Consider the following 22,633-nt stretch of genomic DNA (forward strand, 5'->3'; position numbering starts at 1 on the left):
GCGCGAGGGTGGGAGGACTGGTTACTTGCCGGGACGACAGAGGCCTTGAGGAGAGAGATCATGCTGGTGATCATCGGCACCATTCGCTTGCCGGCGGAACGGCTCGACGAGGCAAGGCCGGCCATGCGGCTCATGATACTGGGCAGCCGTGCGGAGCCCGGCTGCATCGAATACTCCTACGCACAGGACGTACTCGACGTCGGGCTCATCCATGTAACCGAGGTGTGGAGCGACAGGGCCGCGCTCGACGCGCATTTCCGCTCGCCTCACATCGCCGATTGGCGGGCGAGCTGGGCATCGCTCGGCATAGGCGAGCGCAACCTCATGCTCTATGAGGCCGGCGAGCCGAAGCCGACCTGAGGACCGGGCACAGTCAAGAAGGCGTTGGCCCAAGAAAGTCTAGCAGGCGTTGACCTGTCTGCAGGACCATCCGCCGCCATCGGTATCGTGGCAGTCTTCATAGCTGCCGTAGCAGGTGTTCGTCGAATTGCGATACCAAGGGTAGCCGCGAGGACAGCAAACATCTTGTTGTGCAGTCTGGATAAATTCCTTTGCCGGCCGGCTTTGGTTTTCCGGATTGCCTCCCGCCAAAAGAGACATCGGGTGTGACACAACAGACCTAACCGGCATATCCATGCTTGAATTGCTCACCGCAGACGAGCTCAAAAAAATCCTGCCAACAGCTAATGAAAAAAATCCCCGCGCACTCATCTTCTCCTCCTTGAGGGAAATAGAGACGGGCAAAAATAACACAGCTGCGTCGATTGCGTAAGCGATCGCTCATATACCTCGACAGGCTAACAGGGGATTGAAGCGGGGCGGCAAGCTGACTGCGCCTCAGCGCCGGAATGGCGGCACAAGCAGCCGGCATTATGTCGGCGTGCTGATCGTCGCCGAACTGCACAGCGATCCGTCCGATGGTGAGACGCCGGTGCTGGCGCCGGCCAAATTCCGGCATGCGGTGCTGGTGCCGACCATGAACGTCCGGTCCACCGCCGAAACCATCCAGCGCGCCATCGCGGAGGAACTGGAGGTGGTCGAGAATTTCGACAACCGAGCCGTTGTCGGGCTTTTGACCGAGGGCCATCTGATGCGGCGCTACGCCGAGGAACTCGACAAGGCGCGGCGCGACCTGTCGGGCGAAGACTAGGCCTCGGCCGGCATCTTAAATGTCCCTACTCGGCGCTTGCCACGTGTACAGTGTCACTGTACAAATTGTTCAGTGGGAGAAAAAGACGGGATGAGCACCGACCAGGCTCCGGTCAAGAATGGCGTCGCCTCGACGGCGACGCATGCCCATCAGATGCTGGGCCAGCGGCTGAAGAGCCTGCGTCTCGGCCGGCGGCTTTCGCTGCGCGAACTCGCCGAGCTGACCGGGACCAGCGCCAGCTTCATCAGCCAGCTCGAGCGCGGCCTGACCGGCGCCAGCACCGCCTCGCTCAACCAGATGGCCTCGGCGCTGGGTGTAAGCGTGGCGATGCTGTTCGAGGATAGTGCCGCCGGGCAGCGCGGGGTCTTGCTGCGCAGCGAGCGGCCGAGCCTGCCGCCCAGCGACGGCTGCCGCAAGATGCTGCTCTCGCGTCCCCCTTTAAGCGACATGGAAGTCTATGTCGGCGAGTTCGAAATCGGCGGCTCGACCGGCCCAGCGCTCTACACCCATGGCGACGCGCACGAGATGCTCGTCGTGCTGCGCGGCATCGTCGAGGTTTCGCTCGGCGATGTCAGGCATGTGCTGGAAGAGGGCGACAGCATCGAATACGCGACATCGACAGCACATCGCTCAGAGAACATCGGCAGTGGCCGAGCCGAGGTGATGTGGATCATTGCGCCACCGACTTCGGTGCGCGCCGAACTCGATCAATATAGTGCCTGGAAACCGCTCGCAGCCAGGTAGGTTCAATCCATGCGGGTCAAATGGGAGAACAATAATCATGCTGAAAACAAGACATCTTGGCCTTGGCGCCGTGCTGGCGCTCGGCGTTCTGGCAACCGCAGCGTTCGCGCAGGAAAAGCCTGTCGCGGGTGAGGTCAAGGAAGGCTCGCTCAAGGGCAAGACGCTGACGCTCGTCTCCTATGGCGGCATCTACCAGGACGGCCAGGCCGCCGCGCTGAAAGAGTTCGTCGAGAAATCCGGCGTCACACTGCTCAATGACGGGCCGACCGAGATCGCCAAGCTGCAGGCGCAGGTCGAATCCGGCAACGTCACCTGGGACGTCGTCGACACCGCCGACCTGCCGCCCTACGTCTATTGCGGCAAGCTGTTCCAGAAGCTCGATTTCAGCAAGCTCGACGTCTCAAAGGTTCCGGAGGGCCAGGTCGGCGAATGCTCGGTGCCGGCCATGAACTACGGCGTCGTACTGATGTACAACAAGGAGAAGTATGGGGATAACCCGCCCAAGAGCTGGGCCGATTTCTTCGACACGGCAAAATTCCCGGGCGTGCGCGCGCTGGATGGTTCGGGCGATCCGACCGGTGGCCTGCTGGAGCAGGCGCTGAAGGCGTCGGGCGGCGATCCGAAGGCGATGACGGTGGCCGACATCGACAAGTCCATCGACGTGATCCGCAAGCTCGGCCCCGACACGATCTACTGGAAGACCGGCGCTGAATCGCAGCAACTCGCCGAGTCCGGCGAGGCCGACATGCTGATGATGTGGACGGGCCGTGCCATGACGGCGGTGAAGAACGGCGCCAAATATGCGCCGGCCTGGCAGGACTGGCTGGTGGTGATGGACCAGATGACCATTCCGGTCGGCGTCAAGGATACGGATGCGGCTTATGCGCTGCTCAATGCCTATCTCGGCAAGGGGGCGCAGGAGATCCTGGCGCAGCAGACCTCCTATACGCCGATCAACAATGACGCGCAGCCCAAGGTCGATGCGTCGGTCGCCGCCTTCCTGACCAACACGCCCGAGCGCCAGAAGCAGGGTTACAAGCAGAACATCAAGTTCTGGGTCGAGAACTTCCCGGTGGCGCAGGAGAAGTGGTCGGCGCTGATGGCCGGCAACTGAACAGCCAAGTGAGAGCCAGGCCGTGAGCGCGTCCGAACTCATCGCCCAACCCGCCGCCCATGCGCGGTCGGGTCGGGCATGGCGGCCGTTCGCGCTCACGGCGCCGGCGCTCATCCTGCTCGTCGCGGTGATCGGCTACCCGCTGCTCACCATCGTGCTGCGCAGCCTGTCGGAACCTGAATGGGGCCTGCAGAACTATGCCTGGTTCTTCGGCGCGCCGGTCAACCTGACAGTGCTGCAGCGGACCTTTGTCATTTCGGCCTGGGTGACGCTGGTCTGCGTCATCGCGGCCTATCCCTATGCCTATCTGATGACGGCGGTCGGGCCGCGCGTCCGGCTGGTGCTGGTGCTTTGCGTGCTGATCCCGTTCTGGGTGAGTGGTGTGGTGCGAACGCTGTCCTGGGTGATCCTGCTGCAGGATTCGGGCGTCATCAATTCGCTGCTGCGCTCGGTCGGGTTCGGCGCGGTCAAGCTGATCCGCACCCAGACCGGCGTGGTCATCGGCATGGCGCAGGTGCTGTTGCCGTTCATGATCCTGCCGCTCTATTCCGTGATGCAAGGCATCGACCTCAGGCTGATGCGTGCGGCGCAAAGCCTCGGTGCGCGGCCGTCGCGCGCGTTCTTCACCGTCTATCTGCCGCTGTCGCTGCCCGGCGTCTATGCCGGCGCGGTCATCGTCTTCATCCTGTCGCTCGGCTTCTACATCACGCCGGCTTTGCTCGGCGGCCCGCGCTCGACCATGCTGTCGACGCTGGTGCAGACGCAGGTGCTGAGCCTGCTGCAATGGGGCAGGGGCGGCGCCATGGGCGTCGTTCTGCTGGTCACCACCTTCGTGCTGCTGGCGCTGGCAGCACCTGTGATGCGGTCCAGGCATCGGGAAGCGGGGCGGCGCTGATGGAGATGAAGCCGCTCACCCGCGTTCTTCTCGGGCTCGTCTGCCTGCTGGTGGCGATATGGCTGGTGGCGCCGACGCTGGTCGTGGTGCCGATGTCGTTCAACGAAAACAAATCGCTGGCGTTTCCGCCGCAAGGCTTTTCCTGGCAGTGGTACCAGAATTTCGCCACCAATCCGGACTGGTCGAACAGCTTCCTGAACTCGCTGAAAGTCGCCTTCATCGTTGCCGTCCTGGCAACGGTGCTCGGCACGCTTGCCGCCTTCGGCCTCGACCGCATGAAGGCGCGGCCGGCGAACCTTTTGCGTATGCTGATGCTGACGCCGATGGTGGTGCCGGGCGTGGTGCTGGCGATCGGCATCTATGCCGTCTATCTCGACACGCAGCTCGTCGGGACGCTGCTCGGCTTCGTGCTGGCCCACACCATCCTTGCGCTGCCCTTCGTGCTGATCGCGGTCTCGGCCAGTCTCGAAGTGTTCGACCGCCGGCTGGAGACAGCCGCAGCCAGCCTGGGCGCCGGCGCACTAACCACGTTTCGCACGGTGACGCTGCCGCTGATCGCGCCGGGCGTGCTCTCCGGCCTGCTGTTCGCTTTCGCCACCTCGTTCGACGAGATTGTCGTGTCGCTGTTCATCACGAACCCCTATCTCAAGACATTGCCGGTGCAGATTTTTGCCTCGATCACGCGCGACGCCGATCCGACGGTGGCGGCTGTCGGCACGATCCTGCTTTTCGCGACCACGATCCTGATCGGCGGCGGCATGCTCCTTCTTGGCCGCGAGCGGAAAGGACGCCAATGAATCCGAAGCCGACAAGCAAGGGCGCGGCGATCGATCTCGAAGCGATCAGCAAGGCCTATGGCGGCTTCAAGGCGCTGGACGGCGTGTCGCTGCGCATCGAGCCCGGCGAGTTCATGACGCTGCTCGGCCCCAGCGGCTCGGGCAAGACGACGACGCTCAACGTGATTGCCGGTTTCACCGATGTCACCAGCGGCAAGCTTCTGGTCGGGGAAAAAAGCGTCGTCGGCGTGCCGGCGCACAAGCGCAACATCGGCGTCGTCTTCCAGCATTACGCGCTGTTCCCGCATATGAGCGTCGGCCGCAACGTCGCCTATCCGCTGACGCTTCGCGGCGTCGACCAGGCGACGCGGCAGACACGCGTGGCAAGGGCGCTCGACATGGTCAAGATGGGCGATTTCGCGCATCGCTATCCCAGCGAATTGTCGGGCGGCCAGCAGCAGCGCGTGGCGTTGGCACGCGCCATCGTCTTCGACCCGCCGCTGCTCCTGATGGACGAGCCGCTCGGCGCGCTCGACAAGAAGCTGCGCGAATGGCTGCAGCTCGAGATCAAGCGCATCCATCGCGAACTCGGCACCACCTTCGTCTATGTCACGCACGACCAGGAAGAGGCGCTCGTGCTGTCCGACCGTATCGCCGTGTTCAACCGCGGGCGCATCGAGCAGGTCGGCACCGGCCGCCAGCTCTACGACGAGCCAGCAACGCTGTTCGTCGGCCGCTTCATCGGCGATTCCACCGTGCTGCGCGGCAAGGCGCGCAGCGATGGCAACAGCACCGCGCTAAGCATCGCCGGCGAGACGGTGACGGTACCGCGTAAGCTGTCGGGAGAAGCCAGTCCGGTGATGCTGCTGCGTCCCGAAAAGCTCGCGATCCGAAGAGCCGGCCAAAGTGCTGCCAATGGCGCCAACCGCCTGTCGGGAACGATCGCGGAAGCCATCTATCTCGGCTCGGAATCGAAATACGAAGTCAAGCTCGCCGACGGCTCGGCCGCGATCGTGCGCTCACCGCTGACCGGCGAGAGTTTTGGCCTCGGCGACAAGGTCGAGCTCTGCTTCGAAGGCAGCGACGCCAAGCTGCTGGCGGACGACGCAAGCGCCGACACCACACTCACCTGATTCCATCTCGCCTGATCCCATCTGGCCTGATCCCATCTGAAAGTCATTCCATGCAAGCCAAGCGCAACGGCGACATATCGTTCTGGTATGCGGATCTGGGGGCGGTTCCCGTTCCGCGCCCGCCCTTGCCTGGAAACATCGAGGCCGATGTCGCCATTGTCGGCGCCGGCTATACCGGCCTGTGGACCGCCTACTATCTGAAAAAGGCGAAGCCATCGCTGCGCGTCGTGATCGTCGAGCGCGAATTTGCCGGCTTCGGCGCTTCGGGGCGCAATGGCGGCTGGCTGTCGGGCGGCTTCAGCTGGTCGCGCGAAAAATATCTCAAGACATCGAGCCGGCAAGGCGTGATGGCGATGCAGGCTGCGATGGCAGGCTGCGTTGACGAAGTGATCCGCGTCGCGACCGAGGAAGGCATCGACGCCGACATTCGCCGCGTCGACAATCTGACGGTGGCCACCAACGCAGCGCAGTTGGAGCGCGTGCGCGAAGAATGCGAGACGATCCGTTCCTGGGATGTCGACCCGAACCGCGTCGAGATGCTGGACGCCGCCTCAACGCGCACGCGCATCAACATCCGTAACGTCATGGGCGGCTTCGTCGTCCATGGCCAGGCGCGGGTGCAGCCGGCCAAGCTGGTGCGTGGGCTTGCCGATGCCGTCGAGCGGCTGGGCGTGCCGATCTATGAGAAGACTACGGTGACAAGCATCGCCAAGGGCAGCGTGACGACAGACCACGGTACGGTGCAGGCGGAGACGATCATCCGCGCGACCGAGGGTTTTACATCAGGCATCCCCGGCGAGGAGCGGACCTGGCTGGCGCTCAACAGCGCGCAGATCGTGACTGAGCCGCTGCCTGCCGACCTGTGGCGCGACATCGGTTGGGAAGGGCACGAACTGCTCGGCAATGCGGCGCATGCCTATTGCTATGCCCAGCGCACGCGTGAGGGACGCATCACGATGGGCGGACGCGGCGTGCCTTATCGCTACGGCTCGCGCACCGACGTCAACGGCCAGACGCAGCAGGCCACGATCGACCAGCTGCACACGATCCTGACGACGCTCTTGCCGCAGACCAAGGGATGCCGCATCGATCACGCCTGGTGCGGCGTGCTCGGCGTGCCGCGCGACTGGTGCACCACGGTCGGCCTCGACCCCGCGACCCGCATCGGCTGGGCCGGCGGCTATGTCGGCCTCGGCGTGTCCAGCTCCAACCTTTCGGGGCGCACGCTGGCTGACCTTGTTCTCGGGGCAAACACCGAGCTGACGAAGCTGCCCTGGGTCAACCGCAAGGTCAGGCCATGGGAACCGGAGCCCTTCCGCTGGCTGGGCGTGCATTCGATGTACCAGCTTTATCGCATTGCCGATGGCCGCGAGGCGGCAGGGCTTGCGCGCACCTCGAAGCTGGCCGCGTTGGCCGACAGCATCACCGGCCACTAAAGCCATTTGTTCTCACGCAATTCCGGGGCAGACACCTTTCCTGGAATTGCTCTTATCCATGGAGCTAGACTTGATCGATCTTTCGACCTTCCACGATCTCGCCAAGGCCGAGATCGGCGCGTTCTCTCCTAAGCCAACCTCGATTGAAGGGGATCAGGTCGAGGCCGTGCGCTCGTTCTTTCAATCGCCGGACGGAACCGTCGACATCGGCATCTGGGAATGCACGCCCGGCCGCTTCACCGCCGATCGTTCGGACTCGTCGGAGATCTGCCACATCATTTCGGGGCGCGTGGAACTGAGCCGCATCGATGGCGAGGTGCGGGAACTCGGTCCGGGCGATCTCCTCGTCCTGCCGCAGGGCTGGAAGGGCGAGTGGCTGATACGCGAGACCACGCGCAAGCTCTACATGATCCAGAGCGCCGGCTGACCGGCGCTACGGCTATGGCGAGCTCAGTGATCGATAGGCCCCTTCGGCGAGACCAGCGCGGTGCCGGCGGTCGTCGGGCGCTCGATCAGGCGGCGCACGCGCGGCGGTTCGTCGCCGCTGTGCAGCGCCCGCACCCGCTCGCCGACGACGGCGTCGGCATGGGTGGCGCGCCGGTTGTGGCGGATGTATTCCAGCCAGGTCGGCGTGTGGTAGTGTTCGATCCAGACTGCGGGATTTTCTAGGTCCCGAGCCAGCGTCCAGTTGCGGGCGCCGTCGCGGCGGCGGATGCGCCCGCGCTCGGCCATGGTGGCGAGGAATTCGGGCACATCTTCGTCGCGGATAATGTACTCTATCATGATGGCGATGGGGCCGCTGCGCGGCTTCAGGTCGAGGCCGAGATGCGGCTCCTTGAAGCGGTTGAGCGGGTCGAGGTTGAGAGTCGTCTGCTGCGGCAGCGGCAGGAACAGGCCGATGGCGCCGCCAACAAGCATCGCGATGGCCGCCGCAATCAGCGCGGTTTCGGCGCCATGCACATCGGCAACGACGCCCCAGATCCAGCTGCCCAGCGCAATGCCGCCGAAGGTCGCCGTCTGGTAGACCGACAGCACCCGGCCGACGACCCAGCGCGGCGTCGACATCTGCACCGTGACGTTGAAATGCGACAGCGCGATCACCCAGCAGGCGCCGCCGATGAGCAAACCCGCCGCAGTATGCCAGGCATTGAGGCTGATGGCGGCATTGAAGGCGCAGACGGCAAAGCCGGCGAAGGCCATCCGCACCATCGTTTCGCTGGATAGCAATTGTCTGAGACGCACGCTTATCAGCGCGCCGCCGACGGCGCCGATGCCGAAGGCGCCGAGCATGATGCCGTAGGTCAAGGCATCGCCCTTGACGACGTCGCGCGCCACCAGCGGCAGCAGCGCCAAAACCGCGCCGGCGCTGAAGCCGAAGGCGGAGCCCCTGACCAGCACCTTGCCGATGTTGGGCGACATGGCGACATAGCGCAGGCCGGCGCCCATGGCGGCGCCCAGCGTCTCGCGCGGTAGCGTCGAGACCGGCAGCTCCGGCTTCCAGCGGAATAGCACGATGATGAGACCTATATAGCTCAGCGCATTCGCGGCGAACGCAGCAGCCGCACCAGCGGCGGCAACGATGATGCCGCCGATCGCCGGGCCGACGCTGCGTGTCAGGTTGAAGCCCAGTGAATTGAGTGCAACCGCGGCCGGCAGCTTGTTGCGCGGCACCATGTCGCCGACCGATGCCTGCCAGGACGGGTTGTTGAGCGCCGTGCCGCAGTCGATCAGGAAGGTGAAGGCAAGCAGCGTCCACGGCGTCATCCAGCCGTTCCAGGTGAACAGCGTTAGAAGTGCAGAGACGACCAGCATGAAGATTTGGGCGATCAGCATCACCTTGCGCCGGTTGAAGCTGTCGGCGATGGCGCCGGCGACGAGTGCAAACAGCATGATCGGCAGAGTGGCCGAGGCCTGGACCAGCGCCACCTGATAGGGCGACGTGGCGATGGTGGTCATCATCCAGGCGGCGCCGACGCCCTGGATCAGGCCACCGAAATTCGACACCAGGCTGGCCGACCAGACGGCGCGGAAGATGCCGTGCCGGAACGGCGCCAGCGCCGAGACGCGTTCGCTGTCCGGCTCGTCATCGATCATTGGACCTGTCCCACCTTCACGTGCTGGTTTCGTCCGCCGGGACGACAATCATGGCATCCGTTTGAAATAGAGCACGACATCCAAAAGGGCGAACGCGTCTTCGAAAAAGATCATGGTCCAACAACAGGATAGCAAGGCGAAAATACGTCAGCCGGGAAGGGTCCGCTACCCAGAGCGATGTTCTCATTGGTCCACTGCGCGGGGCTGTCGGCCGCGCGCGAAGTCAGCTTCTGTCCCGGGCAGCGGCATGCAAGGCTTCGGCCAGCGTGCTTGGCGTCTCGCCGCCGGCGTGAAGGCGCAGGAAAAGCTCCATGCCGACAAGCCGCAGCCTGGACGGTTGCTCGCGCCGCGCGAGCTGGACCATGTCCTCCACATTCGCGGCGGGCCATTTCATGGCATCGCGCAGGAAACCGCCGCGCAGCAAAGTCTCCGTGCCGGCAGAGAATTGCGACGACATTTCGAAGCCGATCTTGCGCGCCTGGACGTTCTGGCGCGGAATGTGCTTTTCAGCGATCTTTCGCAAAAGCCATTTTCCTGTTTTGTCGCGGTATTTCTGCCGCCTCGGCAAATGGATGGCGAAGTCGATCAGCCGGTTTTCCAGGAACGGGACCCGCAGTTCCACGGACGCCGCCATGCTCAGCCGGTCGTGCCGGTGCAGTATGTCCTGCAGATGCGAATAGAGGTCGTAGAGGCAACTACCGAGAAAGGCGCGATCCGCGGGCGGCGTCACCGGCTCCAGCCGGTCGAAGATCTCGGTTTGCAGGAAATTCAGCTCCGGCGACAAAGCACGCAGGACCATGCTGCGATCCATTTGTGAGTGGCTTCCAGCCGAGACCTTGTAGGGGGCATGACGCTGTTGCTCGAATCTCCGGTCGAGCGAGCGCTTCGAATGGACCAGGCGCCGGGGCCACGACCAGGAACGCCACTTCTTCATGCTCAAGGCCTGCAATGGGTAGCCGCCAAACAATTCGTCTGCGCCTTCGCCGGTGAGCAGCACCTTGACGCCATCGGCCCGGCATTGTTCGGCAAGCGCCAGCAGCGCGACATGGCTGGCGTGCCAGCCATCGCTTTCAAGATGCCAGATTACCCTTGGCCAAAGTTCGAAAAACCGGTTCCTGTCGACCTGCACCCGGCGCAAGGGCACGCCGACATGGCGGCCGGTGCGTTCGGCGTCTTCGGCCTCGCTGTTGCCGAGCTGCGGGTCGACGACATAACCGTGGACTTCCGGCCTGAACCGCCTTGCCAGCGCCGTTATCAGGCCGGAATCGACACCGCTGCTGCAGGCGGTGGCAACGCTGGTATCGGCGATGCAGTGAAGTCCGACGCTGTCCTTGAGCAACGCCTCGAGCGTCGCCATGTGTTCAGCATCAGCGGATGCATCGCCGGTAATGCGCGCGGTCTCCAGCACGTCCAGCACATGCCAGAAGCGGCGCTTCTCGATAACGCCATCGGTGATCTTCCACAGGCCGGCGGGCGGCAGGCGCTCGATGCGGTCGAACAGGCTGTAGCTGGAATCGCGGCTCTGCCAGGCAAGCCGCAAGGTGATCTCGCGGCTGTCGATGTCGCGCGGAAAACCGTCGCAGGCGAGGATCGCCTTGTCCTCCGAGGCGAACAGGATTCGCTCCGGCGTGTCGGCCACCGACATCGGCTTGATTCCAAGACGGTCACGCGCAAGCCACAGCGCACTGCTGCGAGCGTCGAAATAGGCGAAGGAAAACATCCCGTCGAACAGCGGCACGGCTTTTTCGGGACCCCAGTGATGCAAGGCTTCGAGAACCACTTCGGCATCGCAGATGGTTCGAAAGACGACGCCTTGCGCCTGCAGCGTTTCGCGCAACGAGCGGTAATTGTAGACCTCGCCATTGTAGACGAGAACGCCATCGCCGGAAGAAGTCAGCATCGGCTCACGGGCGGCGGGCGAGGGATCGATGATGGTCAGTCGGCGGTGACCGAGGGCCAGCCGATTGTTGTGCCAGCTGTCATGATCGTCGGGGCCGCGATGTACCAGCGCCTGCATCATGCTGGCGACATCCGACAGGTCGTTGGCGTCGATCGGGTTTCGTTTGCGCCAGACGCCGGCTATTCCGCACATGGCCTGCCGGTGAGTTCTGCCTGAGTCATGGCCTGCAATCTAGCCGGAACACAGCCGCCTGCAAGCGCTGCCTAGAACCCGTTTTCAATGCGCTCGAAGATGACGTTGGTGAAGGCCGAGATCTGGCTGCCGATGAACGGACCGGTCAGCGCCACGACCAGCATGATGGCGACGATCTTGGGCACGAAGGTCAGGGTGATTTCCTGGATCTGGGTCAGGGCCTGGATCAGGGCAATGCCGATGCCGACCACCATGGCGACCAGCACCACCGGCGCGGAAGCAACAAGCACCGTCCATACCGCGTACTGGACGATGTCTAGGGCGTCGGCCTCGTTCATGTGAGCGCGCCTCTATGGAACTGTCTAGCTGGCCGGCTTTATCGAAACGCCCGCGCCGACCGGCACTTCGGTGCCGTTCTGCAGCACGGCGATCACGCCGTTGCTTGCAAGCTTGACCGAGGCCACGACGCCGGTCGTCTTGCCGTCGGCCGAGGTGATCGAGCGGCCGATCAAGGCATCGGCCTGCGACAGCGCCGAGGACTGCATGATCTGGTCGAGCTTGGTGTTGGTCTGCACCGATTGCTCTACCTGCGAGAAGGTGGCGAGCTGGGCGACATACTGTGTCGAATCCATCGGTTTCGTCGGATCCTGGTTCTTCATCTCGGCGATCAACAGCTTCAGGAACGACTGGTAGTCGACCGCTGTCTTCGACGTCTGCTGGGTGCCCTGGTTGGCGCCCGTGGGGATCGTCGTCGTCATGTCCACATTCATCAGTATTGTGCTCCCACGGCCAGCGGGCGCTTCGCACCCAGAACATCGTCATTGCCGCCAAGTGCGCGACGTTCGAGCGGATAAAGCGCGCGGATAGCCTTCAGCGCTTCATAGATATGGTCTTCGCCGACCATGCGGTCGATCTGCTTCAGCGCGCCACTGATCTGCTCATCCTCGAAGCTTGCCAAAAGCAAGGGCAGCGAGCGGCGGAACATGGCGCGCGCCTCGATGGCGCCGGCCGGGTTCATCAGCATCACCTGCAGGATGAAATAGAGCTGCTTGAGCGGCGTCGAGGCATCGTCGGCCTGGATGACATGGTTCTCGAGCAGGAACTGTACGTCGTTCATTAGCTCGACGGTGACCTTGCGGTCGACGCGGATGACGGCGCCGTTGATGTAGATCTTCTCGTTCGGCTTCAGCGATATCTTCAGCGTGTTGGTCATTGAATGCCGTCCCGAATGATCTGGGACACTTCGATCAGCCCTTCGAAATTGTCGGTGCGGCCCTGGCGGATGTCCTCGGCCTCGCGCAGCAGCCACAGGCCGATGGAGATGAGGTTGGCGCGCAGTTCCTTGGGCAGGACATTGTCGCTGGAACCGAGATCCTCGACGAAGGTGGTCCAGACCCGGTTGGTGAAGTGCAGCGCTTCGACCGCCTCCATCGAGGTGTGGCCGACCGCCGCCGCCGCCGCCAGCATTTCGATCGAGCGGGTCAAAAGCTGCCGCTCGCGATCTTTCGCATCGGCAACGGAGTCGGTCTGGATGTCGGCGTAGGAGAATTGGTACATCGTTTGGCTCTACCGTTGCGGTTGAGATTGTCAGGTCAGGTAGTTCAGCAGGCTCATCTGCTGCAGGCGCGCGGTCAGCGCGAAGGACGTCTCGATATGCTGCGTCAGATCCGCGACGCGGGTGGCGGCCTCGGCCGGATCGACGCCCTCCAGATCGAGGATATGGCGCTCGAACAGGTCGACCTGCGTCTTCATGCGGTCGCTCGCGTCGGAAACACGCTTCTCGGCAAGGCCGGTCTCGGCCTGCAACTGGCCGAGTCCGCCCAGCGCCTCGCCGACCATCGCCTGGGCGCGACCGACGACGGTGGTCTTCGCCGCCTGGCTGATGTTGCCGGAGAGCAGGCCGGTGACCAGGGCGGAAGCCATGGCGAGCTTGCGGATGCTGTCTTCATTGGCGCTGGCCGAGGTCTGGGTGGTTTCGCCCAGCGAAATGCGGCTGACGATCTGCTGGTCGGTGGCGTTCGACCAGTTGGCCTGCCAGCCGGCGCCCATGAACTGCGGCACGACATTGCTGGTGATGAAGCCGTCCATCTGGGCGGCGGTGATGTTGGCGGCGAGCGGATCGGTCTGCGTGAAGCCGAAATACGACGAGAAGGAAGCGTCGAACGCCGCCTTGGCCGGCGAGCCGGCGGCGGTGAAATCGTCGATCGGCTTGACGTCGGTGTTGGTGCCGGCAAACAGATATTCGCCGTTGACGCTGGCATTGAGGATAGAGGTCATCTGCTGCACGGCGGCCTTGCCGGCTTGCTGCGTGATGGTGCTCGAGGAATTGCCGGCGGCGGTCAGTGCGGTCAGCAAATTCTGCGCAGTGTCGGAAAGCTGGCCAAGCGCAGCCTGCGTCGAGGACAGCCGAGCGGTGACCAGCGAATTGGAATCGATGATGACGTTCAACCGGTCGAGGTCGCGCGAGAAGGTGACCGCCTGCGAGGTGCGCGCGCCGAGCGCCAGACCGACATCGGCGACGGTGCCGGTCGTCGATTCCTTAGTGGCTTTGACCAGTTCGCCCTGCATGCGCATCTGCTGATAGCGCGCGGCGTTGGAGAGAGCGGCTGAGGAGACGGATGTGGCTTTCATGGCTTATCCCACGGCATCGAGCAGGGCCGACAGCATGTCGTCGACGGTTTTCATCATGCGCGCCGAGGCCTGATAGGTGTGTTCGAGGTCGAGCAGCAGCGACATCTCCTGGTCGACATTGACGCCGGTGTCGTTGGACAGCGCCTCGGCAGTGCGCGATGCCAGCGCTTCCTTGGCGTCGGCGTTGCTCGAGGCCTGCTGGCGCTGGCCTTCGAACCAGCCAATGGCATTGGCGGCGTAGTCGGACACGCTGGACGTGACGGTGATGCCGGCCGCAGCGTCGAAAGGCATCGGCTTGTCGAGCTTGTCGCCATAGCCGATCAAGAGCTGCGAATAGGAGGCGTTGCCGGCAGTGTTGGCGATATAGGCCGCACCATTGGCGCCGCCGTCGCGCAGCAGCACCGGATTGCCGCCGACGCTCGAGTCCATTGCGGCGTTGACCTTGATCGAGCCGGCAAGCCCGTCGATCAGCGTGCCGGCGGCCGGAATGGCGGGCGCACCCGACCAGGTGAACAGGCCGGTTCGGTCGGGCTGCGAAGGTGCTGTTTCGGCAAAGGCGGTGATGAGGCCGCGCGCCACTTCGTCGAGCTGGCTCTGCATCGTCGCCGCGACGCCGTCGCGCAAGGTGATGAGCCCGGCGAGCTTGCCGTCGGCGCTGGTGTTGCCGCCAGCCCCGGCGCTGACCGGCACATTGTCGATGTAGATGGTGTTGCCTGGTGTGCCGGCCGTGTAGCCCGCCGACGGGGTGAAACTTACCGAGCGCGGAATGGTCTCGAACAGTGTCGTGCCATCCTTGGTGGTGATGACCATGTCGTTGTCGCCACGCGTGAAGGTCGACACCGGCACATAGTCCGCGATCTTCTTCAGCAAAGCGTCGCGCTGGTCGAGCGCGTCGGATGCGTCGGTACCCGAACGGGTTGCGGAGATGACCGCCTTGTTGGCGTCCTGGAACTGACTAAGCAGCGAGTTGAGATCGTTAACCGCCGTAGATATCTCGCCATCGGCCTGGGTGCGGAAATCCTGGATCGCGTTGGTGCCGTCGTTCAGCGAGCGCACCACTTGCTGGGCCGCATCGATGACGCTGGAACCGAGACTCTGGTTCGATGGCGTGGCGGCGTAAAGCTGCAGCGCGTTCTGCAGCTTGCCGATCGCGGTCGAGGCAGAGGAGGCGTTGTCGACGCCGTTGACTGCAACGGCGAGGCGGTCAATGCCGCTGTAGAGCGTGCTCTGGCCGCTCCAGGCCGATTGCGCGCTAAGGTTCTGGCGAAACAGCAGGGCGTTGGTGGCGCGCTGGATCTCGACCGAGCGCGCCCCGGGCGCGCTGCTGACGACGACCGCCGTGCGGCGGGCATAGTCGGGGTTGCTGGCGTCGGCAATGTTGCGGGAAAGGACGCTGGTCTGCTTCGATGTGGTCTGAAGCGACTGTTGGGCTATGGTCAATGCGGAAGTCAGCGACATGCGGGTCTTTCACGAGGCCAGTGGGGAGGGGATGACGTCTCTGCCCTGTCGGCGGCGTCGGCGCTCGGAAACCTGCAATCCCGGACCACCCCGGCCGGTTTGCCGGTGTGGCCTCGAATTCGAAATCCGCGCACCGCGCTGCTCTGGTTTGGGTTCATTCCCCTAGCGCCCGTCGTTTATCTCTTCAGGTTGACAAGGACATCCATGAGGTCGGAACCGGTCTGGAACACTTTCGAGTTAGCGGTGTAGCTGCGTTGCGCCGCGATCATGTTGGTCAATTCCTCGGCGATATCGACGTTGGAATTTTCCAACGCGCCGGAGATGATGCTGCCGAGCTTGCCTTCGTTGGCGAAGCCGATGCGCACGGTGCCGGAGTCGGTGGACTGCGCATAGACATTGCCAGGCAGTGCGGTGAGGTTGTCGGCGCTCTGGACGTCGGCCAGTGGGATCTTGAACAGCGGCTTGGTCGAGCCGTCCTGATACTGGGCGTAAATGACTCCGTCCTCGCCGATCTGGATCTTTTCGATCGTGCTGGGCGCGTTGCCGTTGACCTTGGCTTCGGAGACTGTGAAGCCGGTGCCGAGCTGAGTCAGCTTGGACAAATCGAGGTCGAGCGACGCACCGCCCGGTACGGGGATCGTTATGCTGTCGACCGCGCCGGTTAGCTTGCCGGTGGTGGTGTCGAAGGTCAGGTTGGCCGTGGCCAGCGCGCCGCCCGTATAGGGGAAGGATGTGCCCGGCGTCGCCTGGGACTGGTCGAACACAGAGACCGACCAGGCGCCGGTGCCGGTGTTGGTGAAATAGACGTCGAGCAGCTTCTTGTTGCCGAGATTGTCGTAGGTGACCATCGAGGACTTCGACGTGTATTCGGCGGTCGGGCTGTTGGTGGAAGGCAGCGGACCGGCGGGCGGCGTGGCGCCAGCCGGCAGATTGGCGTTGAAATTGCCTGTGGTGCTGGGCGTCGCCGTCATTTCCTGGTCGGAGATCTGGACCGGAACCAGCCCTTCGAAGCCGTTGGCGGTGGCTGCCGGCGTGCCGTTGGCGTAGCTGTATGCCATCAACTGGTAGCCGGCGGCGTTGACCAGCCTGCCCTGAGCGTCGGGAACGAATGCGCCGGCGCGGGTGAGGAAAGGCGTTCCGCTGGGGTCCTGGACGACGAAGAAACCGTTGCCGTTGACCGCAAGGTCGGAAACCGAGGTCGTGTACTGCAGCACGCCCTGGGCGCTGATGGCCGAGCGGATGGTGGTGTTGACGCCGCCGGAATTATAGGCGCCGCCGACCTGCGGCATGATCAGCGTCGAAAACTCGGCCGAGGATCGCTTGTAGCCGGTGGTGTCGGAATTGGCGATGTTGTCGGCTGTCGCCGACAGGCGGTTGGCCTGGGCGTTCATGCCGGAAACGCCGGTCCGCATCATTCCGTAAAGGCTCATCGAAACGTCTCCTCAATGCCCAAGATCGTTGGGCCTATGTCTGTGGTCGCGAGGATATAATTTTTGTCTTGCGCGAGGCTGGCGCAGACCGGCATCAGAACACCAGCCGGTAGCCGAGGAAGCGCTTGGAATCTATCGGGTCCTGACCAAGCTTTTCGCGCAGTTTCTTGCGCAATTTGGAGATGTGGCTCTCGACGACGTTCTCCTCGACCTCTTCGTCGAAGATGCCGTAGATGGCGTTGAAGACCTGGGTCTTGGTGACGCGGCGTCCGCGGTTGCTCGCCAGATATTCGAGGATGCGGCGTTCGCGGCGCGGCAGAGGCAGCGGCTGGCCATCGATCTCGGGATCGCGGCCATCCATGAAGATGCGCATGGCGCCGATCTCGGTGTAGCTGACGTCCTCATGGGCGCGGCGGCGGATGGCGGTGATGCGGGCCAGGATCTCCCGGATGTGGACCGGCTTGCGGATGACGTCGTCGACACCGCTCTCGAACAGCCGCAGCGTATTCTCGAGCGAGTGCTGTTCGCTCAGCGCAATGACCGGAGCGCCGGTGCGGTCGCGGATCTGGCGTGGCGAGATGGCGCCTTCGCGGCAGTCGCCGATGAGGAAGGCTCGGACCGATCGCAAATCCGTGTCGGCGGCCGATGTCACCCACTCGCCGAATTCACCGGACGCGAAGCCTGCACAGGCGACGCCCTCACGATCGAAAAGTGAATTATAGCCTTCAGTTACGAGCTCACGCTCGTCAACGATTACAATCATCGGTCCCGCCTCCGAATCAGATCATCTGCCCCGTGGGAAGAGCCGTAACCGGTGCCGGGAATCCTGAACAACCATCATTTCTTGTAGCTATTTTCTTGGGAGTTATTTCGAGTTTCGAAATAACCGCAATCAGGAGGTTGTATCGTTGGTTGCCGAACGGGTGACGTAGCACGTCACCCGCCGGGCGTGGATTTGCAGCCGTTCGCAAGAGCTGATTCACCTAAGGATTGCAAAAGTTGCGGGCATTCGGGGTCCATTTGCCGAAGCCGGTGGCGACCATATTGGCGATGACGCGGCAGACATAGAATTTCTGCGCGGGATCATTGTCGGGGCCGGCGTGGTAGCGGGCGACGGCCATCGACCAGCTGACATGATGCGCATGCAGGCTGGCCAGGAAGCGTGCGGCATAGTCGACATTCTGGCGCGGGTCGAGCATGTCGTCGACGCTGCGGAAATGCGCGGCGTGATAGTGATGGTTGATCTGCATGCAGCCGAGATCGATGAGTGTCTTGCCCTCGCGCCGGGCTGCTTCGAAGGTGGCCAGGGCCTCGGTTCGGTTCCTTGGAAATACCGCTTTCCCCTCTATATTCAACGCGTTAGGTTGCAAGCTACCCTTCTTGCCGGTCTCGGTCAGCCCGACCGCATAGAGGATGCCGGCGGGCACGCCATAGCGGTCGGCGGCACGCAAAATCTCGGGCTCGCAAGGGTTGGTGGCGGCGGTGGCCGGCTTGGTGGCGAGGCTAGATAAACATATCGTCGCCAGCGCGCTCGCGAGCAGGCGCGCCAGCGCGGCCGAATTCCTGGGCATCGTCATTGCGGTTTCTTCCCGACTGCTGGCCGTCCGAACCCGTATTGTTGCCGCTCGAGTTTCCGGGCTGAAAAGCGGACTGGTCGCGGCCTTGCGGCATTGGATGCGAGTTCGCTGCATCGCTGCGGGCCGCTGCGTGAATCACTATCGAGGGTTGCAGGATGGTGACCTTGTCGACATCGAAGCCGAGCCCGCGCAACGACTTCACGATGGCGTCGCTATCGGTGGCGAGACGGCGGTAAGCCTCATGGGTTTCGGGCTTCAATTCTATCGAAAGTTGTTCTCCGGAAAGCCTGAGACTGGCGGTGACCATGCCGAGCTCTGCCGGGTGAAGCTCGATCTTCAATATATGTGTCGGAACGGCAACAGAACCGGCCGTCTGGGCGCTCGTCGACGGCGTCGAAACCGCTTGCCGCAGTCCGTTGTCCGAAGCCAGCACGTCGATAAGCGCCGAAGTCGTCTGGTTCATCGGGTTTTGCGCCGGGGCCGGGAAGCTCTGTTCGGCAACAATGTCGACGCGCGCAGCGAATGGCGGCTGTTTTCCCTGTGTGGACGATGCCGCGGAATGGGCTCCATCGACGGACTTCGCCGACGGCGCGGACCGTTTTGCCGCGGGTGCCGAAACGTCGCTTGCCGTCTGGTCCGCCGGTAGAGGAGGCGTCGGACCATCCTGGTGCGGCAGTTTGCCGGACTGGAGCCCGATCGCGGGCAGCTTTTGCCCCTGATCCTGTGCGGAAACGCTGGTACCGGGCTTGGCCCGTTCCGGTCGCGTCGTCGTGTCGAGTCTGTTGTCAATGCCGGACGCTGCGCGGTGTCTCTTCAGAGGCGACGTCTGTGCAGAAATGGCCTCGCCAGCGGGCGCCGGTTGCCCAGTCTGTCCATTCGTCGCGATGCCGTTCCCGCTTGTCCGGACCATTGAGAAATGCCTGATATCGTGCAACGCCAGCACCAGTGGCAAATGATCCTGCAGCGATCCTGCATCCGCGTCTCGTCCGGCCACCTCAGCGTCCTTGGATGGTTTGTCCGGGCCACTATCGGCATGTTCTTTTGCGGCCTTGCCGGCAGCGGATTTCGTCCCCGTTTTGCCAGACTGGGTGTGTGGGATTTCGCTTTTGCCGGGACCGGCAGGGCTGCGTTTGGCCCAATGCGGCTCGTGCGATGCGGCCTCAATTGCTCCCTGGCCTATCGGTGTCGGCGCATCGTCGTCGCCGCGCACCATGTCGCCGAAGCTTTTGTCGCCGCCCTTGGCGTTTGAGGCCGACTGCTTCGATCCGGCGTGCGCGGGAGCCGGCAGGGCCTGGCCAACATTGGTGGTCATTTCGGGGCTGCTCCAAGCATCTGGTCGATCAAATCGAGCTGGCGACGCGTCCTCGCCATGGCGGCGTCGGTGGGATCGGTAGGCTCTACTGCGGCGGGGGCCGGCACCGATGCCGGCACGACCGGAGCCGCATCGCTGGCCGAGGCGACTGCAGGCGTTTCCGCCGCCTTTGCCTCTGGCGTGCTTGGTGCCTGCGCGGCCGGTTCACTTGCCGCCTTCGGTCGGTCGGTTGCTGCCGGTTCACTCGATGTTGTGACGGCTGGCTGTTCCGGCATCGCGCCTTCGACCGGCGGCAGCTCTGGCTCGTCGGGTTTTTCCACTGCCGCGGTCTTAACCGGCTCCTGCCTGGCCGCGGCAGGTGCGGGCTTTTCGGCAGGCAACGGCGCCGGCGGGGCGATGACTTCACCCGCCACGGCCTGCGCGGCATCGAGCAGGTCGCGGTCGCTTTGCGAAAGCTGGTTGCGATCGATCTTGTCCAGCTTGGCGCGGACCTCGCCGATGGTGCCGGACGTTACCGTGGACAGGCTGGAATAGAGCTGGGCGCGCGGATCGTCCTGATTGTGGATGCCGTCGCGGCCCCGTTCAGCCCTGGCCGAGGCGAAGGCGGAGAGATCGGCAAAGCCGTCGATCGCGGCGCGGCGGGCGATGCGCAGATAGATCACCTTCTCGCGCTCGGGATCCATCATTGCGGTGATGTCGGCGAGCTTGTCCTGGCTGATTGCCATGTGCAGCGTGATGACGCCGGAGACGAATGCGTCGGCGAACTGGCTGGCATAGGGCGAATAGAGGTAGTCTTCGACATATTGGGTTGAGGCAAGCGCGAAACGCGCACCGTCGCCTTGCGCGGCGGCGATGCCGACCGAGCGGCGCAGCGCTGCTTCCTCGACCAGCGTGCCGGGGCTGAGCAGGCGAGCATCGTCGAGCAGCGCAAGCGCGCTGACCGGTTGCTCGGTGGCGAGAAGCGAGCCCTTGACCAGCGCCAGAAAGGCACCGACATCGGGGGGCAGGGTCATCGGATCGATCGGCTTCAGCGCCTCGATCGCAGCCGCCTGCCGGCCGTTCAGATAATCGACAATGCCCTTGGCGATGGTCAGGCTTTGCGGGTCGGTCTTGGCGCGCGACACCGCCGCCTCGACGGTGACGGGGTTGCCGCCACTCATGCCATAGACCAGCAAGGCGCGAAAATTCTTCGGGTCGCTGAAATCATCTGCGTCCGCCGCGCGCAGCCTTGTGTCGGCCATTTCGAGCAGCTTGGCCTGCATCGGCAGCGCGGCGTGATCGCCGGCGGCGATGCGGTCCTGCACAAGCTGCAGCGAGCGCACCAGCTGATAGGGCTGCAAGCCGTCCTCGGCGAAGGCCGATGGCGGATGGACAGCGCTCAGCAGCAGCAGCCCGACGGCGCGGCCGATGATCGCGGCGCGCCTCATCCGTCGGTCGCCATCAGGATTTCGATGCGGCGGTTCGCGGCCGCCATCGGGTCGGCTGCAATTTTCGGCTCGCGATCGGCGAAGCCGGCGACCTCGGTGATGCGGCGCTCGTCGACGCCGCCGCGCACCAGCATGTAATAGGCGGAATGGGCGCGCGCCGTGGACAGCCGCCAATTGTCGTAAGTGTCGCTGCGGAACGGCCGCGCGTCGGTGTGGCCGTTGATGCTGATCGTGCCTTTCTGCTCGTTGACGATGCGGCCGATCTTTTCCATCGCCAGCACCAGTTCACGCCTAGGCACCGCCGATCCGATCTCGAACATGCCGAAATCGAACTGGTCCGTGATCGAAATGACGACACCCTTGTCGGTGGCTTCGACGGAGACGCCATTATGCAATTTGTCGCCTGGCTTGAAGGCCTCGGCCAGTTCCTGCTTGACCTGCGCCGCGGCTCTAACAGTGGCGGCCGTCGGCGCCTTTTCCGCGGCTTCGGGTTTGGGTGCGGGTTGTGCTTCGGCAGCTTCGGCCTTTGCAATCTGGGCCTTCGCTGCTTCAGCCTTGGCCTCTGCCTTGGCTTCAGCCTTGGTCAGTGGCTTATCGGAAACGGATTTCGCCAGCGGCTCGAGCGGCGCCGCGGCCACTGGCGGCGCGGCCGGCACGGCCTTCACCTCCGCCACTTGCGTCTGTGCCGCCTTGTCACCCGGCTTCAGCGGATCGCCTTCGATCTTGCTGCGTTCGGCGGTGGCTTCGGCGCCTGGTGCAGCCACCTGCTGCGACCAGAAATCCGGCGCGAACGGGTCGCGGTAGGATTGGCCACCGGATGCGCCGGTAGCCGGGCCGGACGCCTGCGCGCCGCCATCGCCCTTCTCGCTGACATTTTGCATGACGCCGGTGTCGGTGGCGATTTCCGACAGCACCGCATAGGGATCGGCAAACAGATGCTCGTCGGAAAGATCGGTCTTCGGCGCCGATTCCTTCGATTGCTTCTTGTCCGAGGTGCCGGCGCCGCCGATGCCGTCCTGTCCCGCCTTGCTGGTCTTGTCCCGCGGGTCGTCCGCCGTCAGCCCGACCTTGCTCGGGCCATCGCCGAGGTCTTCGAGGCCCTTGCGGCTGGCGTTGCGATCGACCAGCTTGACCGGATTGAAGTAGCTGGCAACCGCCGCCTTGGTCTGCTCGTTGGCGGCGTTGATCAGCCACATGACGAGGAAGAAGCACATCATGGCGGTCATGAAATCGGCAAAGGCAATCTTCCAGACGCCGCCATGGTGGGCGTCGTCGTGGTCGTCGTGATTGCGCCGCACGATGATGATCTCGTGCCTGGGCTCAGCGGCGTCGGCAACGCTCATGACGTCCACTCGTTCATAAGA

23 protein-coding genes are annotated in these 22,633 nt (G+C 63.8%); 9 read left to right on the forward strand and 14 right to left on the reverse strand.

The features are described from left to right. The first annotated feature begins 60 nt into the window (after nt 1-60). From NKI15_RS11835 to NKI15_RS11875, 9 genes are all read left to right on the forward strand, one after another. Nucleotides 61-360 carry a putative quinol monooxygenase gene (locus NKI15_RS11835; RefSeq protein ID WP_023703990.1) on the forward strand — a complete coding sequence of 100 codons (300 nt, stop codon included), beginning with the start codon at nt 61-63 and terminating at the stop codon, nt 358-360. Between the two features lie 448 nt (nt 361-808). Next, nucleotides 809-1,150 (forward strand): hypothetical protein, encoded by a 342-nt coding sequence (locus NKI15_RS11840; RefSeq protein ID WP_023703989.1) that lies wholly within the window; start codon nt 809-811, stop codon nt 1,148-1,150. A gap of 90 nt (nt 1,151-1,240) precedes the next feature. Further along, nucleotides 1,241-1,894 carry a helix-turn-helix domain-containing protein gene (locus NKI15_RS11845; RefSeq protein ID WP_031195920.1) on the forward strand — a complete coding sequence of 218 codons (654 nt, stop codon included), beginning with the start codon at nt 1,241-1,243 and terminating at the stop codon, nt 1,892-1,894. Nucleotides 1,895-1,931: 37 nt separating this feature from the next. After that, on the forward strand, nt 1,932-3,008 hold the full coding sequence (locus NKI15_RS11850; protein ID WP_023703987.1) for an extracellular solute-binding protein: 1,077 nt from the start codon (nt 1,932-1,934) through the stop codon (nt 3,006-3,008). A gap of 22 nt (nt 3,009-3,030) precedes the next feature. Next, nucleotides 3,031-3,903 carry an ABC transporter permease gene (locus NKI15_RS11855; protein WP_023703986.1) on the forward strand — a complete coding sequence of 291 codons (873 nt, stop codon included), beginning with the start codon at nt 3,031-3,033 and terminating at the stop codon, nt 3,901-3,903. Next, nucleotides 3,903-4,700 (forward strand): ABC transporter permease, encoded by a 798-nt coding sequence (locus NKI15_RS11860; RefSeq protein WP_023703985.1) that lies wholly within the window; start codon nt 3,903-3,905, stop codon nt 4,698-4,700. Before NKI15_RS11855 ends, NKI15_RS11860 begins: the two co-directional genes overlap by 1 nt. Beyond that, nucleotides 4,697-5,812: an ABC transporter ATP-binding protein gene (locus NKI15_RS11865; protein ID WP_023703984.1), complete on the forward strand. Its 1,116-nt coding sequence runs from the start codon at nt 4,697-4,699 to the stop codon at nt 5,810-5,812. Before NKI15_RS11860 ends, NKI15_RS11865 begins: the two co-directional genes overlap by 4 nt. Nucleotides 5,813-5,862: 50 nt before the next feature. Continuing rightward, entirely contained in the window at nt 5,863-7,248 is a 1,386-nt protein-coding gene (locus NKI15_RS11870) for an NAD(P)/FAD-dependent oxidoreductase (RefSeq protein ID WP_023703983.1), read from the forward strand. Nucleotides 7,249-7,306: 58 nt separating this feature from the next. Continuing rightward, nucleotides 7,307-7,675: a cupin domain-containing protein gene (locus NKI15_RS11875; RefSeq protein ID WP_084013515.1), complete on the forward strand. Its 369-nt coding sequence runs from the start codon at nt 7,307-7,309 to the stop codon at nt 7,673-7,675. A gap of 23 nt (nt 7,676-7,698) precedes the next feature. Here the strand turns inward: NKI15_RS11875 and NKI15_RS11880 are convergent, their stop codons facing one another. From NKI15_RS11880 to NKI15_RS11945, 14 genes are all read right to left on the reverse strand, one after another. Continuing rightward, nucleotides 7,699-9,342 carry an MFS transporter gene (locus NKI15_RS11880; protein WP_023703981.1) on the reverse strand — a complete coding sequence of 548 codons (1,644 nt, stop codon included), beginning with the start codon at nt 9,340-9,342 and terminating at the stop codon, nt 7,699-7,701. Nucleotides 9,343-9,565: 223 nt separating this feature from the next. Further along, a complete protein-coding gene (gene asnB / locus NKI15_RS11885) occupies nt 9,566-11,434 on the reverse strand; it encodes an asparagine synthase (glutamine-hydrolyzing) (protein ID WP_023703980.1) in 1,869 nt (622 codons plus the stop codon). A gap of 71 nt (nt 11,435-11,505) precedes the next feature. Then, nucleotides 11,506-11,772: a flagellar biosynthesis protein FliQ gene (gene fliQ / locus NKI15_RS11890; protein WP_023671896.1), complete on the reverse strand. Its 267-nt coding sequence runs from the start codon at nt 11,770-11,772 to the stop codon at nt 11,506-11,508. Between the two features lie 24 nt (nt 11,773-11,796). Continuing rightward, nucleotides 11,797-12,204: a flagellar hook assembly protein FlgD gene (gene flgD / locus NKI15_RS11895; protein ID WP_023671895.1), complete on the reverse strand. Its 408-nt coding sequence runs from the start codon at nt 12,202-12,204 to the stop codon at nt 11,797-11,799. Continuing rightward, nucleotides 12,204-12,647, reverse strand: coding sequence for a flagellar biosynthesis repressor FlbT (gene flbT, locus NKI15_RS11900; protein ID WP_023695743.1), 444 nt, complete (start codon nt 12,645-12,647; stop codon nt 12,204-12,206). Before flbT ends, flgD begins: the two co-directional genes overlap by 1 nt. Then, nucleotides 12,644-12,991 carry a flagellar biosynthesis regulator FlaF gene (flaF, locus tag NKI15_RS11905; RefSeq protein WP_023671893.1) on the reverse strand — a complete coding sequence of 116 codons (348 nt, stop codon included), beginning with the start codon at nt 12,989-12,991 and terminating at the stop codon, nt 12,644-12,646. The genes flbT and flaF overlap by 4 nt, the downstream gene beginning before the upstream one ends. 30 nt (nt 12,992-13,021) lie before the next feature. Then, nucleotides 13,022-14,065, reverse strand: a complete 1,044-nt coding sequence (locus NKI15_RS11910) for a flagellar hook-associated family protein (protein ID WP_023683291.1) — start codon at nt 14,063-14,065, stop codon at nt 13,022-13,024. A gap of 3 nt (nt 14,066-14,068) precedes the next feature. Further along, nucleotides 14,069-15,523 carry a flagellar hook-associated protein FlgK gene (gene flgK, locus NKI15_RS11915; protein ID WP_023703979.1) on the reverse strand — a complete coding sequence of 485 codons (1,455 nt, stop codon included), beginning with the start codon at nt 15,521-15,523 and terminating at the stop codon, nt 14,069-14,071. A gap of 176 nt (nt 15,524-15,699) precedes the next feature. Next, nucleotides 15,700-16,953, reverse strand: coding sequence for a flagellar hook protein FlgE (locus NKI15_RS11920; protein ID WP_023671890.1), 1,254 nt, complete (start codon nt 16,951-16,953; stop codon nt 15,700-15,702). A 94-nt stretch (nt 16,954-17,047) separates the two neighbouring features. After that, nucleotides 17,048-17,716, reverse strand: a complete 669-nt coding sequence (locus tag NKI15_RS11925; protein WP_023683295.1) for a response regulator transcription factor — start codon at nt 17,714-17,716, stop codon at nt 17,048-17,050. 220 nt (nt 17,717-17,936) lie between these two features. Continuing rightward, nucleotides 17,937-18,524, reverse strand: coding sequence for a transglycosylase SLT domain-containing protein (locus tag NKI15_RS11930; RefSeq protein WP_023747162.1), 588 nt, complete (start codon nt 18,522-18,524; stop codon nt 17,937-17,939). After that, nucleotides 18,457-19,842, reverse strand: coding sequence for a flagellar hook-length control protein FliK (gene fliK / locus NKI15_RS11935; RefSeq protein WP_352513982.1), 1,386 nt, complete (start codon nt 19,840-19,842; stop codon nt 18,457-18,459). The genes NKI15_RS11930 and fliK overlap by 68 nt, the downstream gene beginning before the upstream one ends. Next, nucleotides 19,839-21,269, reverse strand: a complete 1,431-nt coding sequence (locus tag NKI15_RS11940) for a MotC family chemotaxis protein (protein ID WP_023740986.1) — start codon at nt 21,267-21,269, stop codon at nt 19,839-19,841. The genes fliK and NKI15_RS11940 overlap by 4 nt, the downstream gene beginning before the upstream one ends. After that, nucleotides 21,266-22,612 carry a MotB family protein gene (locus NKI15_RS11945; protein ID WP_023740987.1) on the reverse strand — a complete coding sequence of 449 codons (1,347 nt, stop codon included), beginning with the start codon at nt 22,610-22,612 and terminating at the stop codon, nt 21,266-21,268. Before NKI15_RS11945 ends, NKI15_RS11940 begins: the two co-directional genes overlap by 4 nt. Nucleotides 22,613-22,633 lie beyond the last annotated feature (21 nt).

Origin of the sequence: Mesorhizobium sp. M0862 (genome assembly GCF_040319795.1) — a bacterium.
In the GTDB taxonomy this organism is placed as follows: domain Bacteria; phylum Pseudomonadota; class Alphaproteobacteria; order Rhizobiales; family Rhizobiaceae; genus Mesorhizobium.

What these genes read in the sequence shown, in the direction of transcription:
- NKI15_RS11875 (WP_084013515.1), top strand. Translation starts at nt 7,307, where the DNA reads ATGGAGCTAGACTTGATCGATCTTTCGACCTTCCACGATCTCGCCAAG.
- NKI15_RS11945 (WP_023740987.1), bottom strand. Translation starts at nt 22,612, where the DNA reads ATGAGCGTTGCCGACGCCGCTGAGCCCAGGCACGAGATCATCATCGTG.
- flgD (WP_023671895.1), bottom strand. Translation starts at nt 12,204, where the DNA reads ATGAATGTGGACATGACGACGACGATCCCCACGGGCGCCAACCAGGGC.
- flgK (WP_023703979.1), bottom strand. Translation starts at nt 15,523, where the DNA reads ATGTCGCTGACTTCCGCATTGACCATAGCCCAACAGTCGCTTCAGACC.
- NKI15_RS11940 (WP_023740986.1), bottom strand. Translation starts at nt 21,269, where the DNA reads ATGAGGCGCGCCGCGATCATCGGCCGCGCCGTCGGGCTGCTGCTGCTG.
- NKI15_RS11865 (WP_023703984.1), top strand. Translation starts at nt 4,697, where the DNA reads ATGAATCCGAAGCCGACAAGCAAGGGCGCGGCGATCGATCTCGAAGCG.
- NKI15_RS11845 (WP_031195920.1), top strand. Translation starts at nt 1,241, where the DNA reads ATGAGCACCGACCAGGCTCCGGTCAAGAATGGCGTCGCCTCGACGGCG.
- NKI15_RS11880 (WP_023703981.1), bottom strand. Translation starts at nt 9,342, where the DNA reads ATGATCGATGACGAGCCGGACAGCGAACGCGTCTCGGCGCTGGCGCCG.
- flbT (WP_023695743.1), bottom strand. Translation starts at nt 12,647, where the DNA reads ATGACCAACACGCTGAAGATATCGCTGAAGCCGAACGAGAAGATCTAC.
- fliK (WP_352513982.1), bottom strand. Translation starts at nt 19,842, where the DNA reads ATGACCACCAATGTTGGCCAGGCCCTGCCGGCTCCCGCGCACGCCGGA.
- NKI15_RS11910 (WP_023683291.1), bottom strand. Translation starts at nt 14,065, where the DNA reads ATGAAAGCCACATCCGTCTCCTCAGCCGCTCTCTCCAACGCCGCGCGC.
- flaF (WP_023671893.1), bottom strand. Translation starts at nt 12,991, where the DNA reads ATGTACCAATTCTCCTACGCCGACATCCAGACCGACTCCGTTGCCGAT.
- NKI15_RS11870 (WP_023703983.1), top strand. Translation starts at nt 5,863, where the DNA reads ATGCAAGCCAAGCGCAACGGCGACATATCGTTCTGGTATGCGGATCTG.
- NKI15_RS11835 (WP_023703990.1), top strand. Translation starts at nt 61, where the DNA reads ATGCTGGTGATCATCGGCACCATTCGCTTGCCGGCGGAACGGCTCGAC.
- NKI15_RS11930 (WP_023747162.1), bottom strand. Translation starts at nt 18,524, where the DNA reads ATGCCCAGGAATTCGGCCGCGCTGGCGCGCCTGCTCGCGAGCGCGCTG.
- NKI15_RS11920 (WP_023671890.1), bottom strand. Translation starts at nt 16,953, where the DNA reads ATGAGCCTTTACGGAATGATGCGGACCGGCGTTTCCGGCATGAACGCC.
- fliQ (WP_023671896.1), bottom strand. Translation starts at nt 11,772, where the DNA reads ATGAACGAGGCCGACGCCCTAGACATCGTCCAGTACGCGGTATGGACG.
- asnB (WP_023703980.1), bottom strand. Translation starts at nt 11,434, where the DNA reads ATGTGCGGAATAGCCGGCGTCTGGCGCAAACGAAACCCGATCGACGCC.
- NKI15_RS11850 (WP_023703987.1), top strand. Translation starts at nt 1,932, where the DNA reads ATGCTGAAAACAAGACATCTTGGCCTTGGCGCCGTGCTGGCGCTCGGC.
- NKI15_RS11860 (WP_023703985.1), top strand. Translation starts at nt 3,903, where the DNA reads ATGGAGATGAAGCCGCTCACCCGCGTTCTTCTCGGGCTCGTCTGCCTG.
- NKI15_RS11925 (WP_023683295.1), bottom strand. Translation starts at nt 17,716, where the DNA reads ATGATTGTAATCGTTGACGAGCGTGAGCTCGTAACTGAAGGCTATAAT.